Source organism: Falsiroseomonas algicola (genome assembly GCF_011040385.1).
Lineage (GTDB): Bacteria > Pseudomonadota > Alphaproteobacteria > Acetobacterales > Acetobacteraceae > Falsiroseomonas > Falsiroseomonas algicola.
Map to the genome: position 1 here is coordinate 1 of NZ_JAAIKB010000009.1, position 19466 is coordinate 19466.

The window sequence follows — 19466 nt, forward strand, 5'->3', positions numbered from 1 at the left end:
CGCCTTCACACCCGCCGAATGCGCCAACTACCTCCGCCACGCCGGCTATGCCGCAACCTGATGAGAATCGGCTCTAACGCCCCAACAGCACCAGCACGACGCCCGAGACCACGACCAGCGCGCCCACGACATCGGCGCGCTTCGCCTTCTCCCGCAGATAGAAGCGGGAGAAGGCGAGGGTGAAGAGAATCTCCACCTGCCCCACCGCGCGCACCATGGCGACGGGCGCGAGGGCGAAGGCGGAGAACCAGCAGGCCGATCCCAGCGCGGAGAGCGTGCCGACCTGCGCCGAAATCCGCCAGCTGCGGAAGACCGCCACGAACTGCGCGGGCTCCCGCCAGGCCAGGTAGCCGCCCTGCATCACCGTCTGCATCGCATTCGTCATCGCCAGGATCAGCAGCGCCTTGAAGATCAGGTCATCGCCCGGCATCGCCTGGTTCGCCGCCTTGATCAGCACGCCGGTGAAGCCGAAGCAGAACCCCGCGCCGATCCCGCACAGCGCCGCCGGCTGAGTCACGCCGCGCAGCAGCTCCATCGGCGTCGTGCCGCGACCCGCCAGCGACAGATAGAGCACGCCGCCGACGCCGACGCAGATTCCCGCCCAGGCCAGCGGCGAAAGGTGCTCGCCCAGCAGGATGGTCGCGACGACCGCCGTCTGCATCGCCTCGGTCTTGGAATAGGCGGTGCCGACGGCGAAGTTGCGGTAGCCGAAGGCCATGATGAGCAGGTTGGTGCCGAGGATCTGCAGGAACCCCGCCGCCGCGCAGAGCCCGAGCACGGCGAGCCCGATGGCCGGCAGCGAATAGTCGTTCGCCAGACCGTATCCCGCCGCCAGCGCGACGCCGAGCGGCACCCCGTAGAGGTAGCGCACCACCCCCGCCGCATTGACCGAAAGCTGGTCCCGCAGCCGCTGCTGCATGGCGGTGCGCCAGCACTGGAACAGCGCGGCCGCGACGCTGAAGGCGATCCAGCCCGGCATCACCCGAGCCTCGGGTCCAGCCAGGGCCGGTCCATGCGCTTCCATTCCGGCAGCGTCGTCGGCGCCAGCTTCACGCCAAGTCCTGGCGCCTGGGAGAGCCTTGCGGTGCCGCGATCGAAGCGCAGCGATTCACCCTCCACGATATCGAAGAAGGCTTCCGTCTCCCCGAACTGCACTTCCAGCAGGAGAAAATTCGGGATGGTGGCGCAGAGATGCACCGAATGCGCGTGGCACACCGGCCCGGTCGGGTTGTGCGGCGCCATCTCGATCCCGGCCGTCTGCGCCAGCGCGCCGATGCGGCGGATCTCCTCGATGCCGCCGGCATGCTTCGCATCGGGCATCAGCACGTCGTAGCAGCCGGCCTCCACCAGCGGGCGATAGGCAGCGAGCCCCGACAGCGTCTCCGCCCCCGCCAGCCGCATCCCGCGGTCATTCGCCATGCCGCGCAGCCGCGTGATCGCCGGGTGGTTCGCCTCCGCCACCGGGCATTCCAGCCAGAACAGGTTGAAGGGCGCGACATCCCGCACCAGCGCCGCCGCGCCGCCGGCGGAGAAGCGCCAATGCGCGTCCACCATGACGGCGACATCGGGCCCGACGGCCTCCCGCACCGCGGCGATGCGCGCCAGCCCCTCCGCATAGGCTGCGCGGTTGGCTTGCGTGTAGCCATCCTCCCAGACCAGCGGTTCGAAGGGCGCCAGCTTCACCGCGACGAACCCCTCCGCCACCGCGCGCCTCGCGGCCGCCGCGAAACCCTCAGGGGTGCGCGGATTGGTGCCGCGGTTGATGTTGGCATAGAGCGTGACGGGATCATGCAGCGCACCGCCGAGCCAGGCATGGATCGGCTGCCCGCTGCGCTGCGCCGCCAGGTCGCAGAGGGCCTGGTCCAGCGCGGAGATCGCCGTCGCCGCCACCAGCCCGCCCGGCGCATGCGGCAGCCAGCGCGCGATGCGGTTGCGCGCCCCCGCATCCTGCCCGCGCAATGTGGCGTCCAGCCGCGCGACCTCCGCCGCCACCAGCGGTTCCTGGTTCGCCAGCGTGCATTCGCCAAGGCCCGTCAGCCCGTCCTGCGTCGTGACCTCGATGAAGCACCAGTTGGTCTTGGGCGTGACGTTGAGGCCGCGGAAGGCGATGCGCTCGATGATCATCCGTCGATCCTGATATTGGCGCGCTGCGCCAATTCCTTCCACTTGGCGATGTCGGCGCGCACGCGCGCGGCCAGCACCTCCGGCGGGCTGGTCACGATGGTGCCGCCCAGCAGCTTGATGCGGTCCACCACCTCCGGCAGCGCGCCGATCCGCCGCAGCTCCGGCAGCAGCCGCTGCACGATGGCATCGGGCAGGCCAGGCGGGCCGAAGAGCCCGTTCCAGGCGATGGTCTCGAAGCCCTGCAACCCGCTTTCATGCAGCGTCGGCACCTCCGGCGCATCGGGCCAGCGATCCAGGCTCGTCACCGCCAGCATGCGCAGCTCGCCGCGGCGGATGAAGGGCATGACGTTGACCATGTTGGCGATCAGGAAGGGCGCATCCCCCGCCACCGCCGCCTGCGCCATGCCCGCCGCGCCGCGGAAGGGCACATGCACCAGGTCGGTATCCGTCATCGCCTTGAACAGTTCCGCCGAGAAATGGGCGGAGGAGCCCGCACCGGCCGTCGCATAGTTGAAATGCCCGCGCGGCTGGCTGCGGATCAGCGCCAGCAGCTCCGCCACGCTCGCCACCGGCAGCACGCGCGGGTTCACCGCCAGGACATTGGGGCCGGTGACCAGCAGCGAGATCGGCACGAAGCTGGTCTCGAGGTTGTAGGGCAGGTCGCGATAGAGCGCGGCGTTGATGCCGTTCGATCCCGCATTGCCCAGCAGCAGCGTGGTGCCGTCGCCCGGGCTGCGGAAGGCGTGCTCCACGCCGATCCGCCCGCCCGCGCCGGCCCTGTTGTCCACCGGCACGGGCTGGCCGAGCGCCTGTTCCAGGTGGTTGGCGAAGATGCGCGCCGTGCTGTCATTGCCGCCGCCCGGCGCATCCGGCACCACGATGCGCACGGGCCTGGTCGGCCAGGCCTGCGCCCGTGCCAGCCGTGGCACGGCGAGGCCTGCAAGGGCGGAGGCTAGAAGCGCGCGGCGCTGCGTCATGGCGGTGGTTCCCCGGTGGCGTTTCCCGGGACGATCATCACCCGACAATCCGCGCGCGGCCAGCGCGCCGCGCGCGGGTCTGGCCCTACCGCTTCACCTTGCCCCAGCCCGGATCCTCGACGGTCATGTGGCGCAGGCCCGACTTCTCCAGCATCGCATCCGCTTCCCGCCACGCCGCCGTCGCGATCTCTGTCGCATCCAGGTGCGGCGTCACGCGATCCCGCATCAGGACATTGCCGTCCACGACGACATCCATCACGTCATGGCCATTGGCGAAATAGACCACGCGGGCGACAGGCATGTTGGCCGGCACCATGTGGGGCCCCGTGAGGTCCACGGTGATGACATCCGCCTTCTTGCCGACCTCGAGGCTGCCGATCTCCTTGTCCAGGCCCATGCCCTTCGCGGCGTCGATCGTCACCATCTCCAGCGCCTTGCCGGGCGGGATCATCGTCTCGTCGCGGAAATGGCGCTGGTGGTAGCGGATGCACTGGAACATGTGGCGGAACATGTCGCCGCTGCGGTCGGGCGCCGTCGCATCGGACCCGATCATCACCGTCACGCCATCCTGCATCATCCTGGGCGCCGGGCAGTAGCCGCGCACGGCCGCGATGGCGGAGGGGTTGTGCACGACGGAGGCGCCGGTGCGCACCAGCGTCTCGATATCCGCATCCGTCAAATCGGTGCAGTGGCTGTGCCAGCTATCCGGCCCCATCAGGCCGAACATGCGGTCCGCCATCTCGATGCTGCCCTGGCGGTGGCCATCCTGGTGGAACCAGGCGCCATGCTTCTTCCCGACATCGCGCACCAGCCGTCCCTGGCGCTCGATCTCGCGCACCTTGGCCGGGTCGTGCTTCGCTTCCCGGTAGACCGGCATCAGCGTCGCCAGCTTCACGCGGCCCTTGTTGTGCCAGGCCTCCAGCGCGGCGGTGATGGTCTCCAGCTGCTGCTCGAAGGAGACGGGGCGCTCCACGCCATCCGGCCCGACATAGGGGCGCGGGAAGGGCGGCCGCGTCGGGCCGACGACGAGGATGCTGCGGATGCCGACGGCCTCCGTCGCCGTCGCATGCGCATCGGCGAAGGCGGGATCATCCACGCGCCCGATGCTGTCGCCGCCACCCAGCAGCGAGACGCCCGTGGTCACGCCGAAGCGCAGCCGCTCATGCGCCGCCAGCATCGCCTCGGCCTTCCAGAAGGAAGGGGGGGAGGCGAGGGTGTAGATGATCCGGCACGCCTCGGACCAGGCGGCACCGTCATTGTTGCCCATGGTCTTGACCAGGCCATGCCCCGCATGGGCATGGCCGTCGATGAGGCCCGGCAGGATCGCGCGGCCCTTGGCCTCGATCACCGTGGTCGCGTTGCCATGCGCCGCGACGACCTCGGCCGTCGGCCCGACGGCGACGATGCGGCCATCCTTGATGGCGACGGCGCCGTCATCGATGACGCGGCGCGTCGTGTCCATGGTGATGAGGACGCCGCCGCGGATGAGAAGATCGGTCATGGAGTCTCCTGGTCAGTCATTCAGTCATTCGTTGATCGCGCTTCGTCGTCGAGCCGCAGCCCGTCCCGCCATATCGCCCGCGGCATCCGATGCGCGTGAGCCTTCAGCCATCGCCGCCGCGCCACCGTCATCCACAGCCAGAAAGACGGCACCGCGAACGGCGGACCCGCGAAGGTGGTCCAGTCCCGCCAGCCCATGCTGAAGAACAGATCCGTCCCCTGCATGTCGGTTCGGCAATGGATCGCCCAGACGCCGCTCCACGGCCACCCTTCCTTGAACAGATACCAGGCTGGATCGGCGGGATGGCGCCGGAACACGCGCAGGACGTTCGGCAGCAGCAGCAGATCGTCCAGCGCCTTCATGGCGGAAGGTGGCGCCGCTCCTCACTCCACCTTCACCAGCCACAGCCGCAGCCGGTTGTCCGGCGCCTGGCGCAGATCGATCCCCCGCCGCGCCGCCCAGGCGATGGGCTGCTGGAACAGCGGCACATGCGCGATCTCCGCGCGCTCGATCGCCAGCGCATCGCGAATGAAGCGCCGCCGCGCCGTCTCATCCGCCGCTTCCGCCGCCTGTGCCACCAGCGCGTCGAAAGCCGCATTGGACCACCGCCCGTAGTTCAGCCCGCCCGTCGTGCGGCTCGACGTGCGCAGCACCTCGTTCAGCGTGGAATAGCTGTCCGCCAGCGGCAGGCCGGCATGGCCGAGCAGGTAGAGGGAGAAGTCGCGATTCGCCGTGCGGCGCGACCACACCGCGGTCGGCTCGCTCTGCAGCTGCAACCGGATGCCGACGCGCGCCAGCATGGCGGCGATCGCCTGGCAGGTGCGTTCGTCATTCACGTAGCGGTCGTTCGGGCAGACGATGCCGACGCTGAAGCCCTGCGGATACCCGGCCTCCGCCAGCAGCCGCCGCGCGCCATCGGGGTCGAAGGGCAGGCGCGTGTTGAGGTCCTGCGGCGCGCCGGTCAGGAAGGGGCTCACCATCATGCCCGCGGGCCAGGCCTTCTCCCGCATCACCCCGCGCACCAGCGAATTGACATCGATCGCGCGATAGATCGCCTCCCGCACCCGCCGGTCCTTCAGCGGATTGCGGCCGCGCACGTCGGAATAGAGCAGCTCCTCCCGCTCATGGTCGAAGCCGAGATAGATGGTGCGCAGTTCCGGCCCCTCGATCACCTGCACGCGGCTGTCCTGCAGCAGGCGGGGGATGTCCTGCAGCGGCACCTCCACATTCGCGTCGATGGCGCCGGACAGCAGCGATGCCGTGCGCGTCGCGGCGCTGCGGATCGGCTGGAAGGTCACGCGCGTCAGGTTGTGGACGGGCCGGTCCCACCAGCCCGCATGCGGCTCCAGCACCGTCCGTTCATCCGGCCGCCGCTCCACGATGCGGAAGGGACCCGTGCCATTCGCCACGCGCGTCGCGCCGCTTTCCTGCTGCCCGGCCAGGTTCGCGGCTTCCGTCGCGTTGTTCGCGCGGCTCCAGCCCTCATCCATGATGAAGAACTGCGTGATGGAGGCCGGCAGGATCGGGAAGGGACGATGCGTCTCGATCTCGATCGTGTGGCTGTCGACCTTGCGGACCTCCTTGATCGATCCCAGCAGCCCACGCGCCATCGACCCCGGCGTGTTCACCCGCGCCCAGGTGAAGATCACGTCGTCCGCGTCGAAGCTCTCGCCATTGTGGAACACGACGTTGCGCCGCAGGTTGAAGCGCCACACGGTCGGCGTGGTGCGCTCCCAGCTCTCCGCCAGCGCCGGCTCGATCTCGATCCGGTCGTTGTGCCGCACCAGCGCCTCATAGACATTGCCCATGAAGGTGTTGGTGAAGGTGTTGTTGGAGCTGTGCGGATCCAGCGTCAGCACATCCGCATTGTAGGCCCAGGTGAAGTTGCGAGCCTCGGCCGCGGGGATCGCTCCCAGGGCGAGCAGGGCGGCAAGGGCGAGGTGGCGCATGCGGCGGGAATCTCCGTGGCGTGGATCGCGCGAGCGTCCGTCCGCATCGCGGAATCGTCAACCGCATTCCGAACCTCGCCACGGCCCCGCCGCCATCCCGCCACGACCGGCGTGATAAGCAGCGCGTGATCGCCGTCTGATCGTCTACGAAGGAACCTGCCTCGATGCATCGCCGCCTGCTTCTCCTCGGCGCCGCCCTCGCCACCCTGCCGGCCCTGGCCTTCGCCCAGCCGGTCGAGACCGCGCTGCACCTGTCCGAGACTGCCGAGGTGACCCGCGCGCCGGATGAGGTGGTGGCGACGCTCCGCGCCGAGGCCCGCGCCCCCTCCGCCGCCGCGGCGCAGGAGGCGGTGAACCGCGCCATCACCGCCGCGGTTGCCCGCGCGCAGGCGGTCTCCTCCGTCCGCGTCTCGACCGGCGGCTACTGGACCGGGCGCGGGGAGGAAGGCCGCGGCTGGCAGGCCGCGCAATCCGTGACCTTGCGGGGTGGGGAGGCAGCGCCGCTGCTCGACCTCGCGGGCACGCTGCAATCCCAGGGCCTGGCAATGCAGTCCCTCTCCTGGACCCTGACGCGGGAGGCCGCGCGGACGGCGCGGGAGGAAGCCTCCCGCCTGGCGCTGGACGCGCTGCGCCGCCGCGCCGATGCCCTGGCCGCCCAGCTCAACATGACGGTCGCCGGCATCCGGGAAGTGCGGATCGACGCCCCCGACCGCTCGCCCCGCCCGGCACCCATGGCCGCGATGCGCAGCAGCGCCAGCGGATCGACGCCCCCGGTCGCGATCGCGGAGGACATCACCGTGCCCGCGACGGTGGAGGCGGTGGTCGTGCTCCGCCCCCGCTGAGCGTTACATCGCCCGGCGCCGCCCCCCGATCCAGGCCAGCGTCCCCGCGAGCGATCCGAGATCGGCCACCAGCTTCCGCCCCCGTAGCGTGAGCGCATGGCCGATCGCCTTGCCCGCATGCCGCGCCGCCATGCGCCAGGCCTCCCTGCCCACAGGCCCGCCATGCACATGGAGAAACAGCAGGCGGGACCAGGCCATGTGCCAGGCCTTTCGCCAGGCGACCCGCGCCGACCCGCCGGAGGACCGCCCGCCCTCATGCGCCACGCCGACGGCAGGCTCCACCAGCACGCCGCCGGCGCGAAGGCAGAGGTCGTCATCCTCGTAGAACAGGAAGAAGCGCTCATCGAAGCGCAGCCCGTCCCCCGCCTGCCCCAAGGCTGGCCGCAGCAGCAGGCAGGCGCCGGAGGCATAGTCGGCGCAGAACATCCCCTCCGGCCAGGGCTCCCCCTCCCGCCGCCCGGGCATGGCCCCGCGACGCAGATGCGACGCGTTCCAGGACCGCACGGGCCGGCCCGACCCGTCCAGGATCAGCGGCGCCACCAGCCGCGCCGCCGGATGCGCCTCCGCCGCCGCCACCAGCCCCGCGATCGCCGCTGCCGTCAGCCGCGCATCGGGGTTGGCCAGCAGCGCGAACTCCGTCTCCACCCGGTCGAGCCCCCGGTTGCAGCCCGCCCCGAAGCCCAGATTGGCGGCGTTCTCCACCACCAGCGCCCCTGGCCGCGCCGCGCGCACCGCCGCCACCGTGCCGTCCGGGCTGGCATTGTCCACCACGATGAGCCGGACGCCCTGCGGCAGCGCGGCCAGGAAGCCGCGCATCGCCACCTCGCTGGCCCAGGTGACGGTCACGATCGTGACACGGGAGAGAACGGCATCCATTCCTGCCCCCTGCCACGCGCCCCGGCGCCGCGGCAAGCGCCGCAGCCTCGGAGTCGGGCCCGCGCGCAGCATCGAATGACGATCTGCTCATGCCCGCGTCATCCACTGCTTCGTCTACGATCAGACGGCATGGTGTGGATAAGTCAGGAACATAAGCCGAATCGGCGCGTTTCGAACAAAGATGACAAAAAACGCAGGGCGGACCCGCCCATTGAATGCATGCATGCCGCCCACTTATGCGCTAGACCGCCTGCTCTGATGGCAACTCGGTGACGGAAAAGACTCGAATGGGTGTCGTGATCGGGGAGGTGGCGCGCAAACTTGGCTACCGCCCGGGGATGGCCTGCGCGGTGCTCGGTGCCCCGCAGGGAATGACCTTTGGACTGCCGAATGGGGCGACCGCCGCCGCGGATCTCATCCTGGCCTTCGCCGCGGACAAGGCGACGCTCCGGGCCGTGGCCCCCCGCGCGCTGAACCTCTACGGCATCGGCGCCCGGCTGTGGTTCGCCTACCCTAAGAAGACCGGACCGGTACGCTCCGACCTCGACCGCGACCATGGTTGGGACCCGCTGACCACGGAAGGCCTGCTGCCGGTCACGCAGGTGGCGCTGGACGATACCTGGTCCGCGCTCCGCTTCCGGTTCCGGGAGGAAATCCCGAAGATCATGCGCGCGGGCGCCTGAACGGGGCACGCCACCGGGGAAGCGGGGAAGGGCAAATGATGTGGCCTTTCGCCCGCACCCCGATTAGCGTCCGACCACGCCCGCCCCTCCGCGGCCGAACCCGGACGCCCGCATGAACCACTCCACGGGCACCCCCCGCCCGGCCCCAGACCTCAACCGCAGCGCCGTCGCCCGCTACCTTCAGCTGGCGACCCTGTTCCGCCACCGCGTGGAACAAGGCACCTGGCCCGCCGGCAAGCAGATCCCGACCGTCGACGACCTCGCCGCCGAATGCGGCGTGGCCCGCGCCACCATCCGCCAGGCGCTGGACCAGCTGGCCCAGGAAGGCCTGATCGAGCGCTTCCGCGCCAAGGGCACCTTCGTCCGCGCGACCCCACCCGACCGCCTCTGGTGCGACGTCGAGACCGACTGGAACGGCCTGCTCCGCTCCCGCGAAGGCGCCGAGATCGAGATCCTCTCCGACCACCCGAACCAGGACGGCAGCGTCGCCCCGGCCCATGCCGGCCAGCCCGCCCCCAGCTACCGGCACCTCCGCCGCCGCCACTGGCGGAACGGCCAACCCTTCCTGCTGGCCGATGTCTGGATGGATGACCGCCTCTCCGCCAAGGTCACGGCGGAAGACCTGGTCACCAAGACCAGCCTGAAACTCGTGGCCGGCCTGCCCGGCGTCACCATCGCCGAGGCCCGGCAGACGCTCACCATCGGCAGCGCGGATGTCGAGACCGCCGCCGCCCTCCACCTCCCCCTCAACGCCCCCGTCGCCCATGTCCACCGCACCGCCCTCGACCCCAGCGGCACCACCCTCCTCATCGCCAACGGCATCTACCGCGGCGACATGGTCCGGATCGACGTGAAGCTCCGGTAGCGGGGCGCGGCGCCGGGTTCTGGGGATGGGTGCGCTGGTGGCCTCTGGAGAGGGGCTGCTCGCCCCTCTCCAGACCTCTCCCCGCCAGGGTCCGACGGGACCCTGGACCGCGGGCATAACGACGAAGGGGGAGGGGGCCGAAGTGCCCCCTCCCCCTTCGTCGTTGTATCTCCTGGGTTCCCAAGGGCCCGCTGGCCCTTGGCAGGGAAGGGGTATCGGGGAAGGGACAGCGTCCCTTCCCCGGGCAATCCGCGCGCCCGCCCCGGACCCGGCGCCGCACCCCGCTACCCGAACATCGCCTCGACCGTGGCCGCGTCCGGCGTGGGTTGCCAGTGCGGGTGGTTGTCCTTGTCGACCAGCACGGCGCGGACGCCTTCGGCGAAGTCGGGGTGCATCGTCACGGCGCGGGTCAGGCGCAGTTCCATCGCCAGGCAGCCGGCCAGGTCCAGGGTTGCGCCGCGCTTCAGCAGTTCGAGCGTCACGGCCATGCTGGTCGGCGACATGCGGGCCAGGATGGCGGATTGGGCGCGGGCCCAGTCCGTATCCTCGGCCGCCAGCGCGGCCTGGATGTCTGCCAGCGTCGCATGGCTGAAGCAGCGGTCGATGGCGGGGCGCTGGGCGGCGATGGCGCCGGGGGCCACGGCTTCGGCCAGGCGGTCCACGGCGCCGATGTCCCCGGCCAGCAGGGCGTCGCGCAGCGCGGGCAGCCTCTCCCGCTTCACGAAGTGGGTGGCGAGGCCGGCTTCCACCGCTTCCGCGCCGCGCAGCCGCGCGCCGGTCAGGGCCAGCCAGGGGCCGAGCGCGCCGGGCAGCCGCGGCAGGACGTGGCTGGTGCCGACATCGGGAAACAGCGCGATGGCCGTCTCCGGCATGGCCAGCATCGCGTGTTCCGTGACGATGCGGTGGCTGCCATGGACGGAGACGCCGATGCCGCCGCCCATGCAGACGCCGTCGATCAGGCTGACCCAGGGCTTGCCGAAGCCGGCGATGGCGGCGTTCACGGCGTATTCGCCGGCGAAGAAGGCCTCGATCCCCGAGGCGTCGCGCGCCAGGGCCAGTTCGCGGATGCGCCGCACATCGCCGCCGGCGCAGAAGGCCTTGCCGCCCGCGCCCTCCAGGACCACCAGCGCCACGGCGGGGTCGGCGCGCAGCGTGGGGATGGCGCTGGCGAAGGCCTCGATCATCGGCAGGTCGAGCGCGTTGAGGGCGCGGGGCCGGTTCATCAGCAGCGTGCCGGCAGCGCCTTCGCGCTTGAGGATCACGGTGGCTTCGGCGGTTTCGCCCATGCGGTTCGCTCCCGGGTCGGTCATCCCCGGGCGTTACGCGGCCCCGCCATCCAGCGCAACCGCCTCGGAAGGCGGGTTGCTGCCGCCGGGGATGATGCGGTCCATCGGCATGGTGATCACCGCGTGCAGCCCTTCGGCCCGCCAGTCGAAGGCGATGGTGCCGCCAAGCTGCGCCAGCACGCGGGCGATCATGCGGCTGCCGAAGCCGCTGCTGGCCGGCGCCTGCACCGGGGGGCCGGATGCCTCCCGCCATTCGAGCACCAGTTGGCCTTCCGCCTCCCGCCAGGCGAGCGACACCTGGCCGCCAGCCACGGACAGCGCGCCGTATTTCACCGCATTGGTCGCGAGTTCGTGCAGCGCCATGGCGAGCGGCTGGACCGCTTCCGGGCGGAGGGCGATGGCGTCGCCCTCCAGCCGGATCGCCTCCCCATTCGCGCGCAACTCGTTCTCCGCCACCTCCCGCATGGTGGATCCCTGCCACCGGTTGCGCGCCAGCAGGGTATGGGTCTTGGCCAGCGAGAGCACGCGCTGGGACAGCGCCGCGCGCAGTGCTTCCGCGCTATCGGCCCGGGTCATGGAGACCATGGCCTGCACCACCGCCAGCAGGTTCTTCGACCTGTGGTCCACCTCGCGGGCCAGCAGCAGCCGCTCCTCCTCCTGCCGCCGCAGGTCGGTGACATCCATGATGACGCCGGCGAGGCGCCCCGGCGCGACGAAGCGGCTGATGCTTTCGCACCAGCGGACCTGGCCGTCGTCGCGCCGGATGATGCGGTAGGTCAGCCGCACCAGCCCGTCCGGGTTGTCGCCGCTCGCCTTCCATTGCTGGCGGACCTGGGCGCGGTCGTCGGGATGCACCGCTTCCCACCACAGCGCGGCGGCGACGCGGCCGGAGGGTTCGCGGGGGTAGCCGAGCAGGTCGAAATGCCGCGGCGACCAGACGGCGCGGCCCGTTGCCTGGTCGGATTCCCAGGTGGCCAGGCCCGTCTTGTCGAGCGCGATGTTCAGCCAGGCATCCTGGTTCTGCACCAGGCCGCGCGTGGACCGCCAGGCACCGCCGGACAGCAGCAGGGCCAGCACCGTCATCGCCACCGCGCCCGCCGCGCCCGCCAGCAGCAGGGTCCGCGTGCGGATCCAGTCGGCCTCCACCACCGCTTCTGGTGCCGCGACGGCGATGACGTAGTCCGGCGCCAGCTGCAGGGCGGTGAAGGCGCCCACCACGGCCTGCCCATCCAGCGACTGCCCGCGGAAGCCGCCCGAGGTCGCGGTGCCGATCGCGCCCATCACGGCGGGCCGCGCCGTCTCCCCGATATGCGCTTCCGGGACGCGGGCAAGCAGCTGCCCGTCCCGGTGGACGACGCCGGCGATGGTCCCGTTGGGCAGGGTCTGCTGGCGCAGGACCGCCTGGATGTCGGCCTGCCGCAGGCTCACGGTGAGCACCGCCACCACCGCCTCGTTCCGCAGCACCGGATAGGCGATCAGCAAACCCGTATTGCCGGTCGCCACGCTGTCGAAGGGGCGCCCCACCGCGGGCCGTCGCGTCTGCGCGGCGCGCCGGATCACCTCCTCCGCTGCCGGGGTACTGACCGGCGCACGCATCATGGCGAAGGGCTGCAGCGTGCTGACGATGCGGACCGGGGTCTCCGCCGGCCCAGCCACGCCGGTCCAGACATTCAGCGTGGCGCCGCCCAGGATCGCCGCGCTGTCCTGCAGGCGGCGAAACAGGTGCTGCATCTCCTCCGCCGGGGTGTCGGCCAGGTCGTCGAAGGCGGCGAGGGAGGCCAGCAGCCGCGCGATGCCGAGGCGCAGCTGCAATTCGGAATCGAGCGTCGCCGCAACGGTGCGCGCCACATCCATCAGCCGCGCCTCGGATTCGACCCGATGGCTGCGATTGGCTTCCATGGCCGCATAGATGCCGATGGCGGCCAGGGGCAGCAGCGCCGCAACCACGCCGGCCAGCAGGATGGCGAAGCCCGCGCGGACGCGCCGGGCGGCGCCCTGGTCCCTGCGGGCCGAACGCAGAACCCGCTCCGCCTCATTCCCTGCCACGGCGTCGCCGCGCGCCGCATCGTCCATGGCCACTCCCCCAGCGCCCTCCCCATAGCCGCCACATGCGAAGAGGGCGCCCCAGGCGGGACGCCCTCACTCCCATGTGACGATAGCGGAAAGGCTGCCGGGTTTCAGCGGCGGGACATCAGCCCCACCACCGCGGCGGTGATCGCCGCGCCGAACAGGCCCTTCTTGGCGGTCTGGCTCTTCAGCAGAGGTGCCAGCATCGCCGCCCGCATGGCCCCGTCAGAAAGCTGGGACGTCGCGGCCTGGCGGATGCGCAGCGCTTCCTCCGCCACCGGGTCACGCGGCGGGTTCCGCGCCAGAAGGCCGAGGATGCCCGCCAGCACCAGGTCACCCAGCGCCACGATCAGTGCCGCCCAGACCGGGCCGAAGCCCGGCACCAAGGCGGCAAAGGCCGCGATGTGCAGCATCAGCAGCAGCAGCAGCCCGAAGACCGCTGCCCCCGCGCCGTAACCCGCCTGCACGGCGTAGCCACGGCTGGTGCGGCGCAGATAGAGGCTTTCCGCCTGCCAGGCGGCCTGGGCGAGCCGGAACAGGCGCATGCCTACGATCCCCGCTTAGCGGTGCCGGTCCGGATAGACGTAGGTGTTGCCACCCATCAGCCGGCCCAGCAGGTAGCCGCCGATCGCCGCGACCGCGACGGTCACCAGCGGACGCTCCCGCACGGTGTCGGACAGGGCGTAGGCGTTCTCCTCGATCGTCTCCTTGGCGCGGCGGCCGTAATCCTCGACCGTCTCGGCGGCGGAGCCGAGCGCCGGCGTCACGCGCTCCTCCATCAGCCGCTCCACCTGGCCGCGCAGGCGGGCGAGTTCGGCGCGCGCGTCGTCGGCAAGGCGGCTGCCGCTTTCCACGGCCTCGTCGCGCAGGTTGCGGAGGTCATTGGCGCTCTGGGACATGGTGTCTTCCTTCATCGGGGTATCGGGGTCGCGGGTCGAACGTCGCGACCGTGATTCGGTTCCGGGCCAATGTCCCCTTCGACGCGATGCCCGAAGGCGCTACCTTCCCCCACCGACAGGCAGCAGGAGGCAGGATTGGCGATGCAAGCGAGGTTGCTTCTGCTGCTGCCGTTGCTGGCCCTGGCCTGCCTCGCCGCCGGGTCCGCGCGCGCGCAGATGCGCGACCTCACCATCGTCTCCTGGGGCGGCGCCTATCAGGAAGCGCAGCGGGAGGTCTTCTTCCGCCCCTGGATGCAGGCCCGCAACGCCCGGATGCTGGAGGGCACCTGGGATGGCGGCATCGACGTCCTGCGGGCGAGGCTGCGAGACGGCAACAACAACTGGGACCTGGTGCAGGTCGAGGCCGATGAGTTGCTGGCGGGCTGCGAGGAAGGGCTCTTCGAGCGGATGGACTGGCCGCTGATCGGCGGCACCGATCGCTACGTGCCGCAGGCCGTGAACGAATGCGGCGTCGGCGCCGTCGTCTATTCCTTCGTCCTGGCCTGGGACCGCGGCCGCCTGGCGGAGCCGCCGCGCGGCTGGGCGGATTTCTTCGACACGGCCCGCATCCCCGGCCGCCGCGCGCTGCGCCGCGGGCCGAAGACCACGCTGGAGATCGCGCTGCTGGCCGATGGCGTCGACCCCGGCCAGGTCTATCGCGTGCTGGCGACGGAAGCCGGCGTCGATCGCGCGCTGCGGCGGCTCGATACCATCCGGGGCGAGCTGATGTGGTGGGAGAGGGGTTCCCAGCCCCCGCAATGGCTGGCCTCGGGCGAGGTGGCGCTGGCCGCCGCCTATAATGGCCGGATCGCGGCGGCGAATGCGCTGGATGGCCGCGACCTCGGCATCCAATGGGCGCAGAACCTTGCTACGCTGGACAGCTGGGTGATCATGCGCGGCAGCCCGAACCGGGCGCAGGCGCTGGATTTCCTGGCCTATGCCGGCCAGCCCCAGGTGCAGGCCCTGCTGCCGCCGCTGATCCCCTACGGCGTCACGGCGCGGGAGGCGAATGCCCTGCTCTCGCCGCCCGTCCTGGCCACGCTGCCGACCGCGCCGCCCAATGCCGCGACGGCGCTGCGCATCGATGACCGCTTCTGGCTGGACAACATGGATCGCCTGTCCCGGCGATTCGCGGATTGGCTGGCCCGTCCATGATCCCGTCTGGGACCCCATCTGCCCCAGCACGCCACCCGGGAAAGGAAACCCCATGACCATGATGCATCGCCGCCACCTGCTCGGCTTCGGCGCCGCGCTCGGCGCCACCATCTGGGCCGCGCCCCGCGCCGCTTTCGCGCAGGCAGCCCCGGCGCCGACCGGCCCGCACAGCCTGGCCCCGCTGCCCTACGCCTTCGATGCGAACGAGGCCGCCATCGATGCGCGGACCATGGAACTGCACTGGCGCTTCCACCATGGCGGCCAGGTCAACAACCTGAACGCCGCGATCCGGGAGCATACGGCGCTGCAGGCCATGCCGCTCGACCGGCTGCTGATGAATCTCGGCCAGGTGCCGGAGGCCGTGCGCACCGCGGTCCGCAACAATGGCGGCGGCCATGCCAACCACAGCATGTTCTGGGGCATCATGGGCGGCCGGGGCGGCGACCCCACCGGCGAGCTGGCGGCGGCGATCAACCAGGACTTCACCGATTTCGCCACCTTCAAGAACCGCTTCAACGCGGCGGCGAATGGCGTCTTCGGCAGCGGCTGGGCCTTCGTCACCGTCACCCAGGCCGGGCGCCTCGCCATCGTCACCAAGCCGGGCCAGGACAACCCGCTGATGGACGGCCAGCGGGTGCTGATCGGCAACGATGTCTGGGAACACGCCTATTACCTGCGCTACCAGAACCGCCGCCCCGAATACACGGCCAACTGGTGGAACGTGATCGACTGGTCGAAGGTCGCGGAGCGCTACGCCGCCGCCAAGGCCGGCACGCTGACCGTCTGACGTCCTTTTCCTCCCCCGCCTCGGCGCGGGAGGAGGCGGGGTGGGGCGGCCTGTCGGAACCCCCCACCCCTTCACGCCGTTCCCGGTGACCACCCGAAAGGTCCGTCACCGCCATGGCCATCCGCCTCAAGAAGCTATCCCAGCAGACGCTGGTCATCACCGGCGCCTCCTCCGGCATCGGCCTCGCCACCGCGCGGATGGCGGCCGGGCGCGGCGCCGCCGTGGTACTCGTCGCCCGGGACGAGCCCTCCCTCGTCTCCGCCGTCAACGCCATCCGCGAATCCGGCGGCCGCGCAGAATATGTCGTGGCCGACGTCGCGGACCTCGAGGCCATGGAAGGCGTCGCGAAATTCACCGAGGAGAAGTTCGGCGGCTTCGACACCTGGGTGAACGATGCCGGCGCCAGCATCTACGGCACGCAGGAACAGACGCCGATCGACGACCAGCGCCGGCTGTTCGAGACCAACTACTGGGGCGTGGTGCATGGCAGCCTGGTGGCGGCGCGGCGCCTAAAGTCCCGTGGCGGCGCCATCATCAATGTCGGCTCCGTGCTGTCTGACCGCGCCATCGCCTACCAGGGCACCTATTCCGCGACCAAGCATGCGGTGAAGGGCTTCACCGATGCGCTGCGCATGGAATTGCAGGCCGAGGGCGCGCCGATCAGCGTCACCCTGGTCAAGCCGGCCGCGATCGACAGCCTCTTCGCCGAGCATGCGCGCAACCTGCTGGGCACGCCGGGCCTGGCCGTGCCGCCGCCGACCTATGACCCCAAGGTCGTCGCCCGCGCCATCACCTTCGCGGCCACCACGCCGCGCCGGGACCTCTATGTCGGCGGCGGCGGCCTGATGATCTCCGTCCTCGGCACGCTCTTCCCGCGCGCCACCGATGCGCTGATGGCCAAGGGTGCCCGCGCCGCGCAGACCAGCCAGCATGCCGGCCGCCCCGGCCGCCGCGACAATTTGCATGAGGGCCGCCCGGGCGGCGAGGAACGATCGAGCCTGCCCGGCCCCGCCGCGCGCCAATCCAGCCTGGTGCTGGAGGCGCAGATGCACCCCATGGCGACCCTGGCCGTGCTGGCCGGTGGCGTCGCGCTGGTGGCGGGCGCGCTGGCGGCGCGGCGCAGCGGCCATGGGCGCCTGGCGAGCCTGGCGATGGACCACCTGCCGCGTGGCATCGCGCGCCATGTGCCGGACCGCATGCCGCGCCTGGCAGACCTGCCTCGGGCCCGTGACCTGCCCGGCTACCGCTACCTGCCGAGCCGCCGTGACCTGCCGAGCACGAGCGACCTGCCGCGGCTGCGCGACGTGCCGGGCTATCGTCACCTGCCGAGCGCCCGGGATATCCAGCGTCACCTGCCGGGGCGCGCCGATGTCTCGCGGCTGCTCGGCCTGCTGCCCGATCCCGCGCGCATCGGCGCCGAACTGGTCCGTCGCGCCCGCCGCAGCGGGCTGTTCTGACCGCCGGGTCGCGGGGGGAGGGCATCCTCCCGCGGCAGCCCCGGGTTCAGGAGGGGTCCTGCACCTCCACCCGCTTCGGCGCCTCCGCACCCACGGGATGCGGCTTGTGCCGCCGCAGCCTTCCACTCCAGGCCCGGGTGAATTCCGCCCCCAGCAGGAAGACCTGCGCGGAGTAGTAGACCCAGAGCAGCACGACCACGAGCGCACCCGCCGCGCCGTATTTCGCCGCGATGCCGCTGCCGCCGATATACCAGCCGATGGCCGCCTTCCCGATCCCGAACAGCAGCGCGGTGCCGAGCGCCCCCACCGCCACGTCCCGCCAGCGCAGCCGCCGGTCCGGCAGGATCTTGTAGATGGCGGCGAACAGCAGAGCGGTCAGCAGGAAGGACACCAGCAGGTTCGCCCCCTGCAGCAGCGGCACCAGCTCCGGCGCCAGCTGTTCGGTCCACTTCCACAGCGCGGAGATGATGGCGGAGGCGATCAGCGACACCAGCAGCAGGAAGCCCGTTGTCGCCACCAGCCCGATCGAGAGCAGCCGCGCCCGCACCAGGGTGGAGATGGTCACCGGCGGCGGGGGCGACTTCCAGATCGCGTTCAGCGCGGATTGCAGCTCCGCGAAGACGCCCGAGGCGGTGATCAGCAGCACGGCCAGGCTGACCAGCGCGGGGATGCCCGAACTGCCGGTCCCGTCGCCATCCATCCCCTCCATGATGGCCTCGACCGCCGCGGCACCATCCCGTCCCACCAGGGCGCGCAACTGCTCGGCGACCGCGGCGCTGACGCGTTCCTCGCCGAAGGCGGCGCCCGCGATGGCGACGGCCACGATCAGCAGCGGCGCGATGGAGAACATGGTGTAGCAGGCGATGGCGGCGCCCCGCGTCATCGCCTCATCCTCGATGAAGCCGTTCACCGTCTCCTTGATGATCGACCAGGCGCGCCTTCGCATCGCAGCATCCCATCCACGCGGGGCCGCAACGGCGCCAGGTGCCGCGGGTTGCGCGCGGCGGCGTGAGGACCCCCGCTTGGCAAGCGCCCCCGGGCAGCGTAGGGGCGGGCGACAGACCGGGAGAGACCACGGCATGGCCGACATCGAGATCGACATCGGGGGCGAGATCTTCCACGCCTTCTACGAGGAGAAGGACGCGCCGAAGACGGTGGCCCGTTTCCGGGAACTGCTGCCCTTCAACGACCGCATCATCCATGTCCGCTGGTCCGGCGAGGCCTGCTGGATCCCGATGGGGGAGCGTGACCTCTCCATCGGCTACGAGAACGCGACCAGCCACCCGGCCCCCGGCCAGATCATCGTCTATCCCGGCGGCCTGCCGACCAGCGTCAGCGAGACGGAGATCCTGCTGGCCTACGGCGCCGTCGCCTTCGCCTCCAAGGCCGGGCCGCTGGCGGGCAACCATTTCCTGACGATCCGCGAGGGGCTGGATCGTCTCTATGCCATCGGGCGTTCCGTGCTGTGGGACGGCAACAAGCCCATCACTTTCCGAAAGGCAGGCTGACCATGGCCCTTGGCATGACCGACATCACCGAAGGCGAGGGGACCATGGCGGTCTCCGGCAAGCAGGTGACCGTGCACTACACCGGCTGGCTGTTCGACCCGAAGGCGCCGGAGAACAAGGGGAAGAAGTTCGACAGCTCCCGCGACCGCGGCGAGCCCTTCAGCTTCCCCCTCGGCGCCGGCCATGTGATCCAGGGCTGGGACCGCGGCGTGGCGGGCATGCGCATCGGCGGCCACCGCCGCCTGACGATCCCGCCGGAGTTCGGCTACGGCGCCCGCGGCGCCGGCGGCGTGATCCCCCCCAACGCCACGCTGGTCTTCGACGTCGAACTGCTCGGCGTCGGCTGACGCCCCGAAGCCCTCTCCCCCGACGGGGGAGAGGGTTGGGTGAGGGGGGGACTGCCCTTTCGGGGAAAGCCCTTGCCTCCCCCGCGCCTCCCGCGATAAAGCCT

The 19466-nt window shown here is 71.1% G+C and carries 20 protein-coding genes; 8 read left to right on the forward strand and 12 right to left on the reverse strand.

Annotated features, from left to right (window positions below; translation table 11 throughout):
* Positions 1 to 73: 73 nt before the first annotated feature.
* From G3576_RS20225 to G3576_RS20250, 6 genes are all read right to left on the reverse strand, one after another.
* Positions 74 to 979, reverse strand: coding sequence for an EamA family transporter (locus G3576_RS20225; protein ID WP_164696260.1), 906 nt, complete (start codon positions 977 to 979; stop codon positions 74 to 76).
* Positions 979 to 2124 carry a mandelate racemase/muconate lactonizing enzyme family protein gene (locus tag G3576_RS20230; RefSeq protein WP_164696261.1) on the reverse strand — a complete coding sequence of 382 codons (1146 nt, stop codon included), beginning with the start codon at positions 2122 to 2124 and terminating at the stop codon, positions 979 to 981. Before G3576_RS20230 ends, G3576_RS20225 begins: the two co-directional genes overlap by 1 nt.
* Positions 2121 to 3101 (reverse strand): Bug family tripartite tricarboxylate transporter substrate binding protein, encoded by a 981-nt coding sequence (locus tag G3576_RS20235; RefSeq protein WP_164696262.1) that lies wholly within the window; start codon positions 3099 to 3101, stop codon positions 2121 to 2123. Before G3576_RS20235 ends, G3576_RS20230 begins: the two co-directional genes overlap by 4 nt.
* An 85-nt stretch (positions 3102 to 3186) precedes the next feature.
* Positions 3187 to 4602, reverse strand: a complete 1416-nt coding sequence (locus tag G3576_RS20240; RefSeq protein ID WP_164696263.1) for an amidohydrolase family protein — start codon at positions 4600 to 4602, stop codon at positions 3187 to 3189.
* A gap of 20 nt (positions 4603 to 4622) precedes the next feature.
* Positions 4623 to 4964, reverse strand: coding sequence for a hypothetical protein (locus G3576_RS20245; protein WP_164696264.1), 342 nt, complete (start codon positions 4962 to 4964; stop codon positions 4623 to 4625).
* Between the two features lie 21 nt (positions 4965 to 4985).
* On the reverse strand, positions 4986 to 6551 hold the full coding sequence (locus tag G3576_RS20250) for an ABC transporter substrate-binding protein (protein ID WP_164696265.1): 1566 nt from the start codon (positions 6549 to 6551) through the stop codon (positions 4986 to 4988).
* 164 nt (positions 6552 to 6715) lie between these two features.
* On the opposite strand from G3576_RS20250, the gene G3576_RS20255 reads away from it, so the two are divergent.
* The gene (locus tag G3576_RS20255; protein WP_164696266.1) at positions 6716 to 7393 is read left to right on the forward strand and encodes an SIMPL domain-containing protein; all 678 of its coding nucleotides are present in this window, start codon (positions 6716 to 6718) and stop codon (positions 7391 to 7393) included.
* 3 nt (positions 7394 to 7396) lie between these two features.
* Here G3576_RS20255 and G3576_RS20260 read toward each other — a convergent pair whose 3' ends face one another.
* Positions 7397 to 8269 carry a glycosyltransferase gene (locus G3576_RS20260; protein WP_164696267.1) on the reverse strand — a complete coding sequence of 291 codons (873 nt, stop codon included), beginning with the start codon at positions 8267 to 8269 and terminating at the stop codon, positions 7397 to 7399.
* 287 nt (positions 8270 to 8556) lie between these two features.
* Here G3576_RS20260 and G3576_RS20265 point away from each other — a divergent pair, with 287 nt between their 5' ends.
* Together G3576_RS20265 and G3576_RS20270 are read left to right on the forward strand one after the other, a co-directional pair.
* Complete coding sequence (locus G3576_RS20265) at positions 8557 to 8952, forward strand: hypothetical protein (RefSeq protein ID WP_164696268.1); 396 nt, start codon at positions 8557 to 8559, stop codon at positions 8950 to 8952.
* Positions 8953 to 9064: 112 nt separating this feature from the next.
* Complete coding sequence (locus tag G3576_RS20270; RefSeq protein WP_164696269.1) at positions 9065 to 9817, forward strand: GntR family transcriptional regulator; 753 nt, start codon at positions 9065 to 9067, stop codon at positions 9815 to 9817.
* A 284-nt stretch (positions 9818 to 10101) separates the two neighbouring features.
* Here G3576_RS20270 and G3576_RS20275 read toward each other — a convergent pair whose 3' ends face one another.
* The 4 genes from G3576_RS20275 to G3576_RS20290 form a co-directional block, all read right to left on the reverse strand.
* Positions 10102 to 11103, reverse strand: a complete 1002-nt coding sequence (locus G3576_RS20275; RefSeq protein ID WP_164696270.1) for an enoyl-CoA hydratase/isomerase family protein — start codon at positions 11101 to 11103, stop codon at positions 10102 to 10104.
* 33 nt (positions 11104 to 11136) lie between these two features.
* Positions 11137 to 13176 (reverse strand): HWE histidine kinase domain-containing protein, encoded by a 2040-nt coding sequence (locus tag G3576_RS20280; protein ID WP_164696271.1) that lies wholly within the window; start codon positions 13174 to 13176, stop codon positions 11137 to 11139.
* 104 nt (positions 13177 to 13280) lie between these two features.
* On the reverse strand, positions 13281 to 13715 hold the full coding sequence (locus tag G3576_RS20285; RefSeq protein WP_164696272.1) for a hypothetical protein: 435 nt from the start codon (positions 13713 to 13715) through the stop codon (positions 13281 to 13283).
* Between the two features lie 15 nt (positions 13716 to 13730).
* The gene (locus G3576_RS20290) at positions 13731 to 14069 is read right to left on the reverse strand and encodes a DUF883 family protein (RefSeq protein WP_164696273.1); all 339 of its coding nucleotides are present in this window, start codon (positions 14067 to 14069) and stop codon (positions 13731 to 13733) included.
* Positions 14070 to 14210: 141 nt separating this feature from the next.
* On the opposite strand from G3576_RS20290, the gene G3576_RS20295 reads away from it, so the two are divergent.
* The 3 genes from G3576_RS20295 to G3576_RS20305 all read left to right on the forward strand — a co-directional run bounded on the left by G3576_RS20295 (position 14211) and on the right by G3576_RS20305 (position 17507).
* Entirely contained in the window at positions 14211 to 15263 is a 1053-nt protein-coding gene (locus tag G3576_RS20295) for an ABC transporter substrate-binding protein (protein WP_164696274.1), read from the forward strand.
* A gap of 52 nt (positions 15264 to 15315) precedes the next feature.
* Positions 15316 to 16050 carry a superoxide dismutase gene (locus G3576_RS20300; RefSeq protein WP_164696275.1) on the forward strand — a complete coding sequence of 245 codons (735 nt, stop codon included), beginning with the start codon at positions 15316 to 15318 and terminating at the stop codon, positions 16048 to 16050.
* A 113-nt stretch (positions 16051 to 16163) separates the two neighbouring features.
* A complete protein-coding gene (locus tag G3576_RS20305) occupies positions 16164 to 17507 on the forward strand; it encodes an SDR family oxidoreductase (RefSeq protein WP_164696276.1) in 1344 nt (447 codons plus the stop codon).
* A gap of 46 nt (positions 17508 to 17553) precedes the next feature.
* Here the strand turns inward: G3576_RS20305 and G3576_RS20310 are convergent, their stop codons facing one another.
* On the reverse strand, positions 17554 to 18453 hold the full coding sequence (locus tag G3576_RS20310; protein WP_164696277.1) for a YihY/virulence factor BrkB family protein: 900 nt from the start codon (positions 18451 to 18453) through the stop codon (positions 17554 to 17556).
* Between the two features lie 133 nt (positions 18454 to 18586).
* Here G3576_RS20310 and G3576_RS20315 point away from each other — a divergent pair, with 133 nt between their 5' ends.
* Positions 18587 to 19015, forward strand: a complete 429-nt coding sequence (locus G3576_RS20315) for a DUF3830 family protein (protein ID WP_164696278.1) — start codon at positions 18587 to 18589, stop codon at positions 19013 to 19015.
* 14 nt (positions 19016 to 19029) lie between these two features.
* Positions 19030 to 19362, forward strand: a complete 333-nt coding sequence (locus G3576_RS20320) for an FKBP-type peptidyl-prolyl cis-trans isomerase (RefSeq protein ID WP_235952264.1) — start codon at positions 19030 to 19032, stop codon at positions 19360 to 19362.
* Positions 19363 to 19466: the final 104 nt, after the last annotated feature.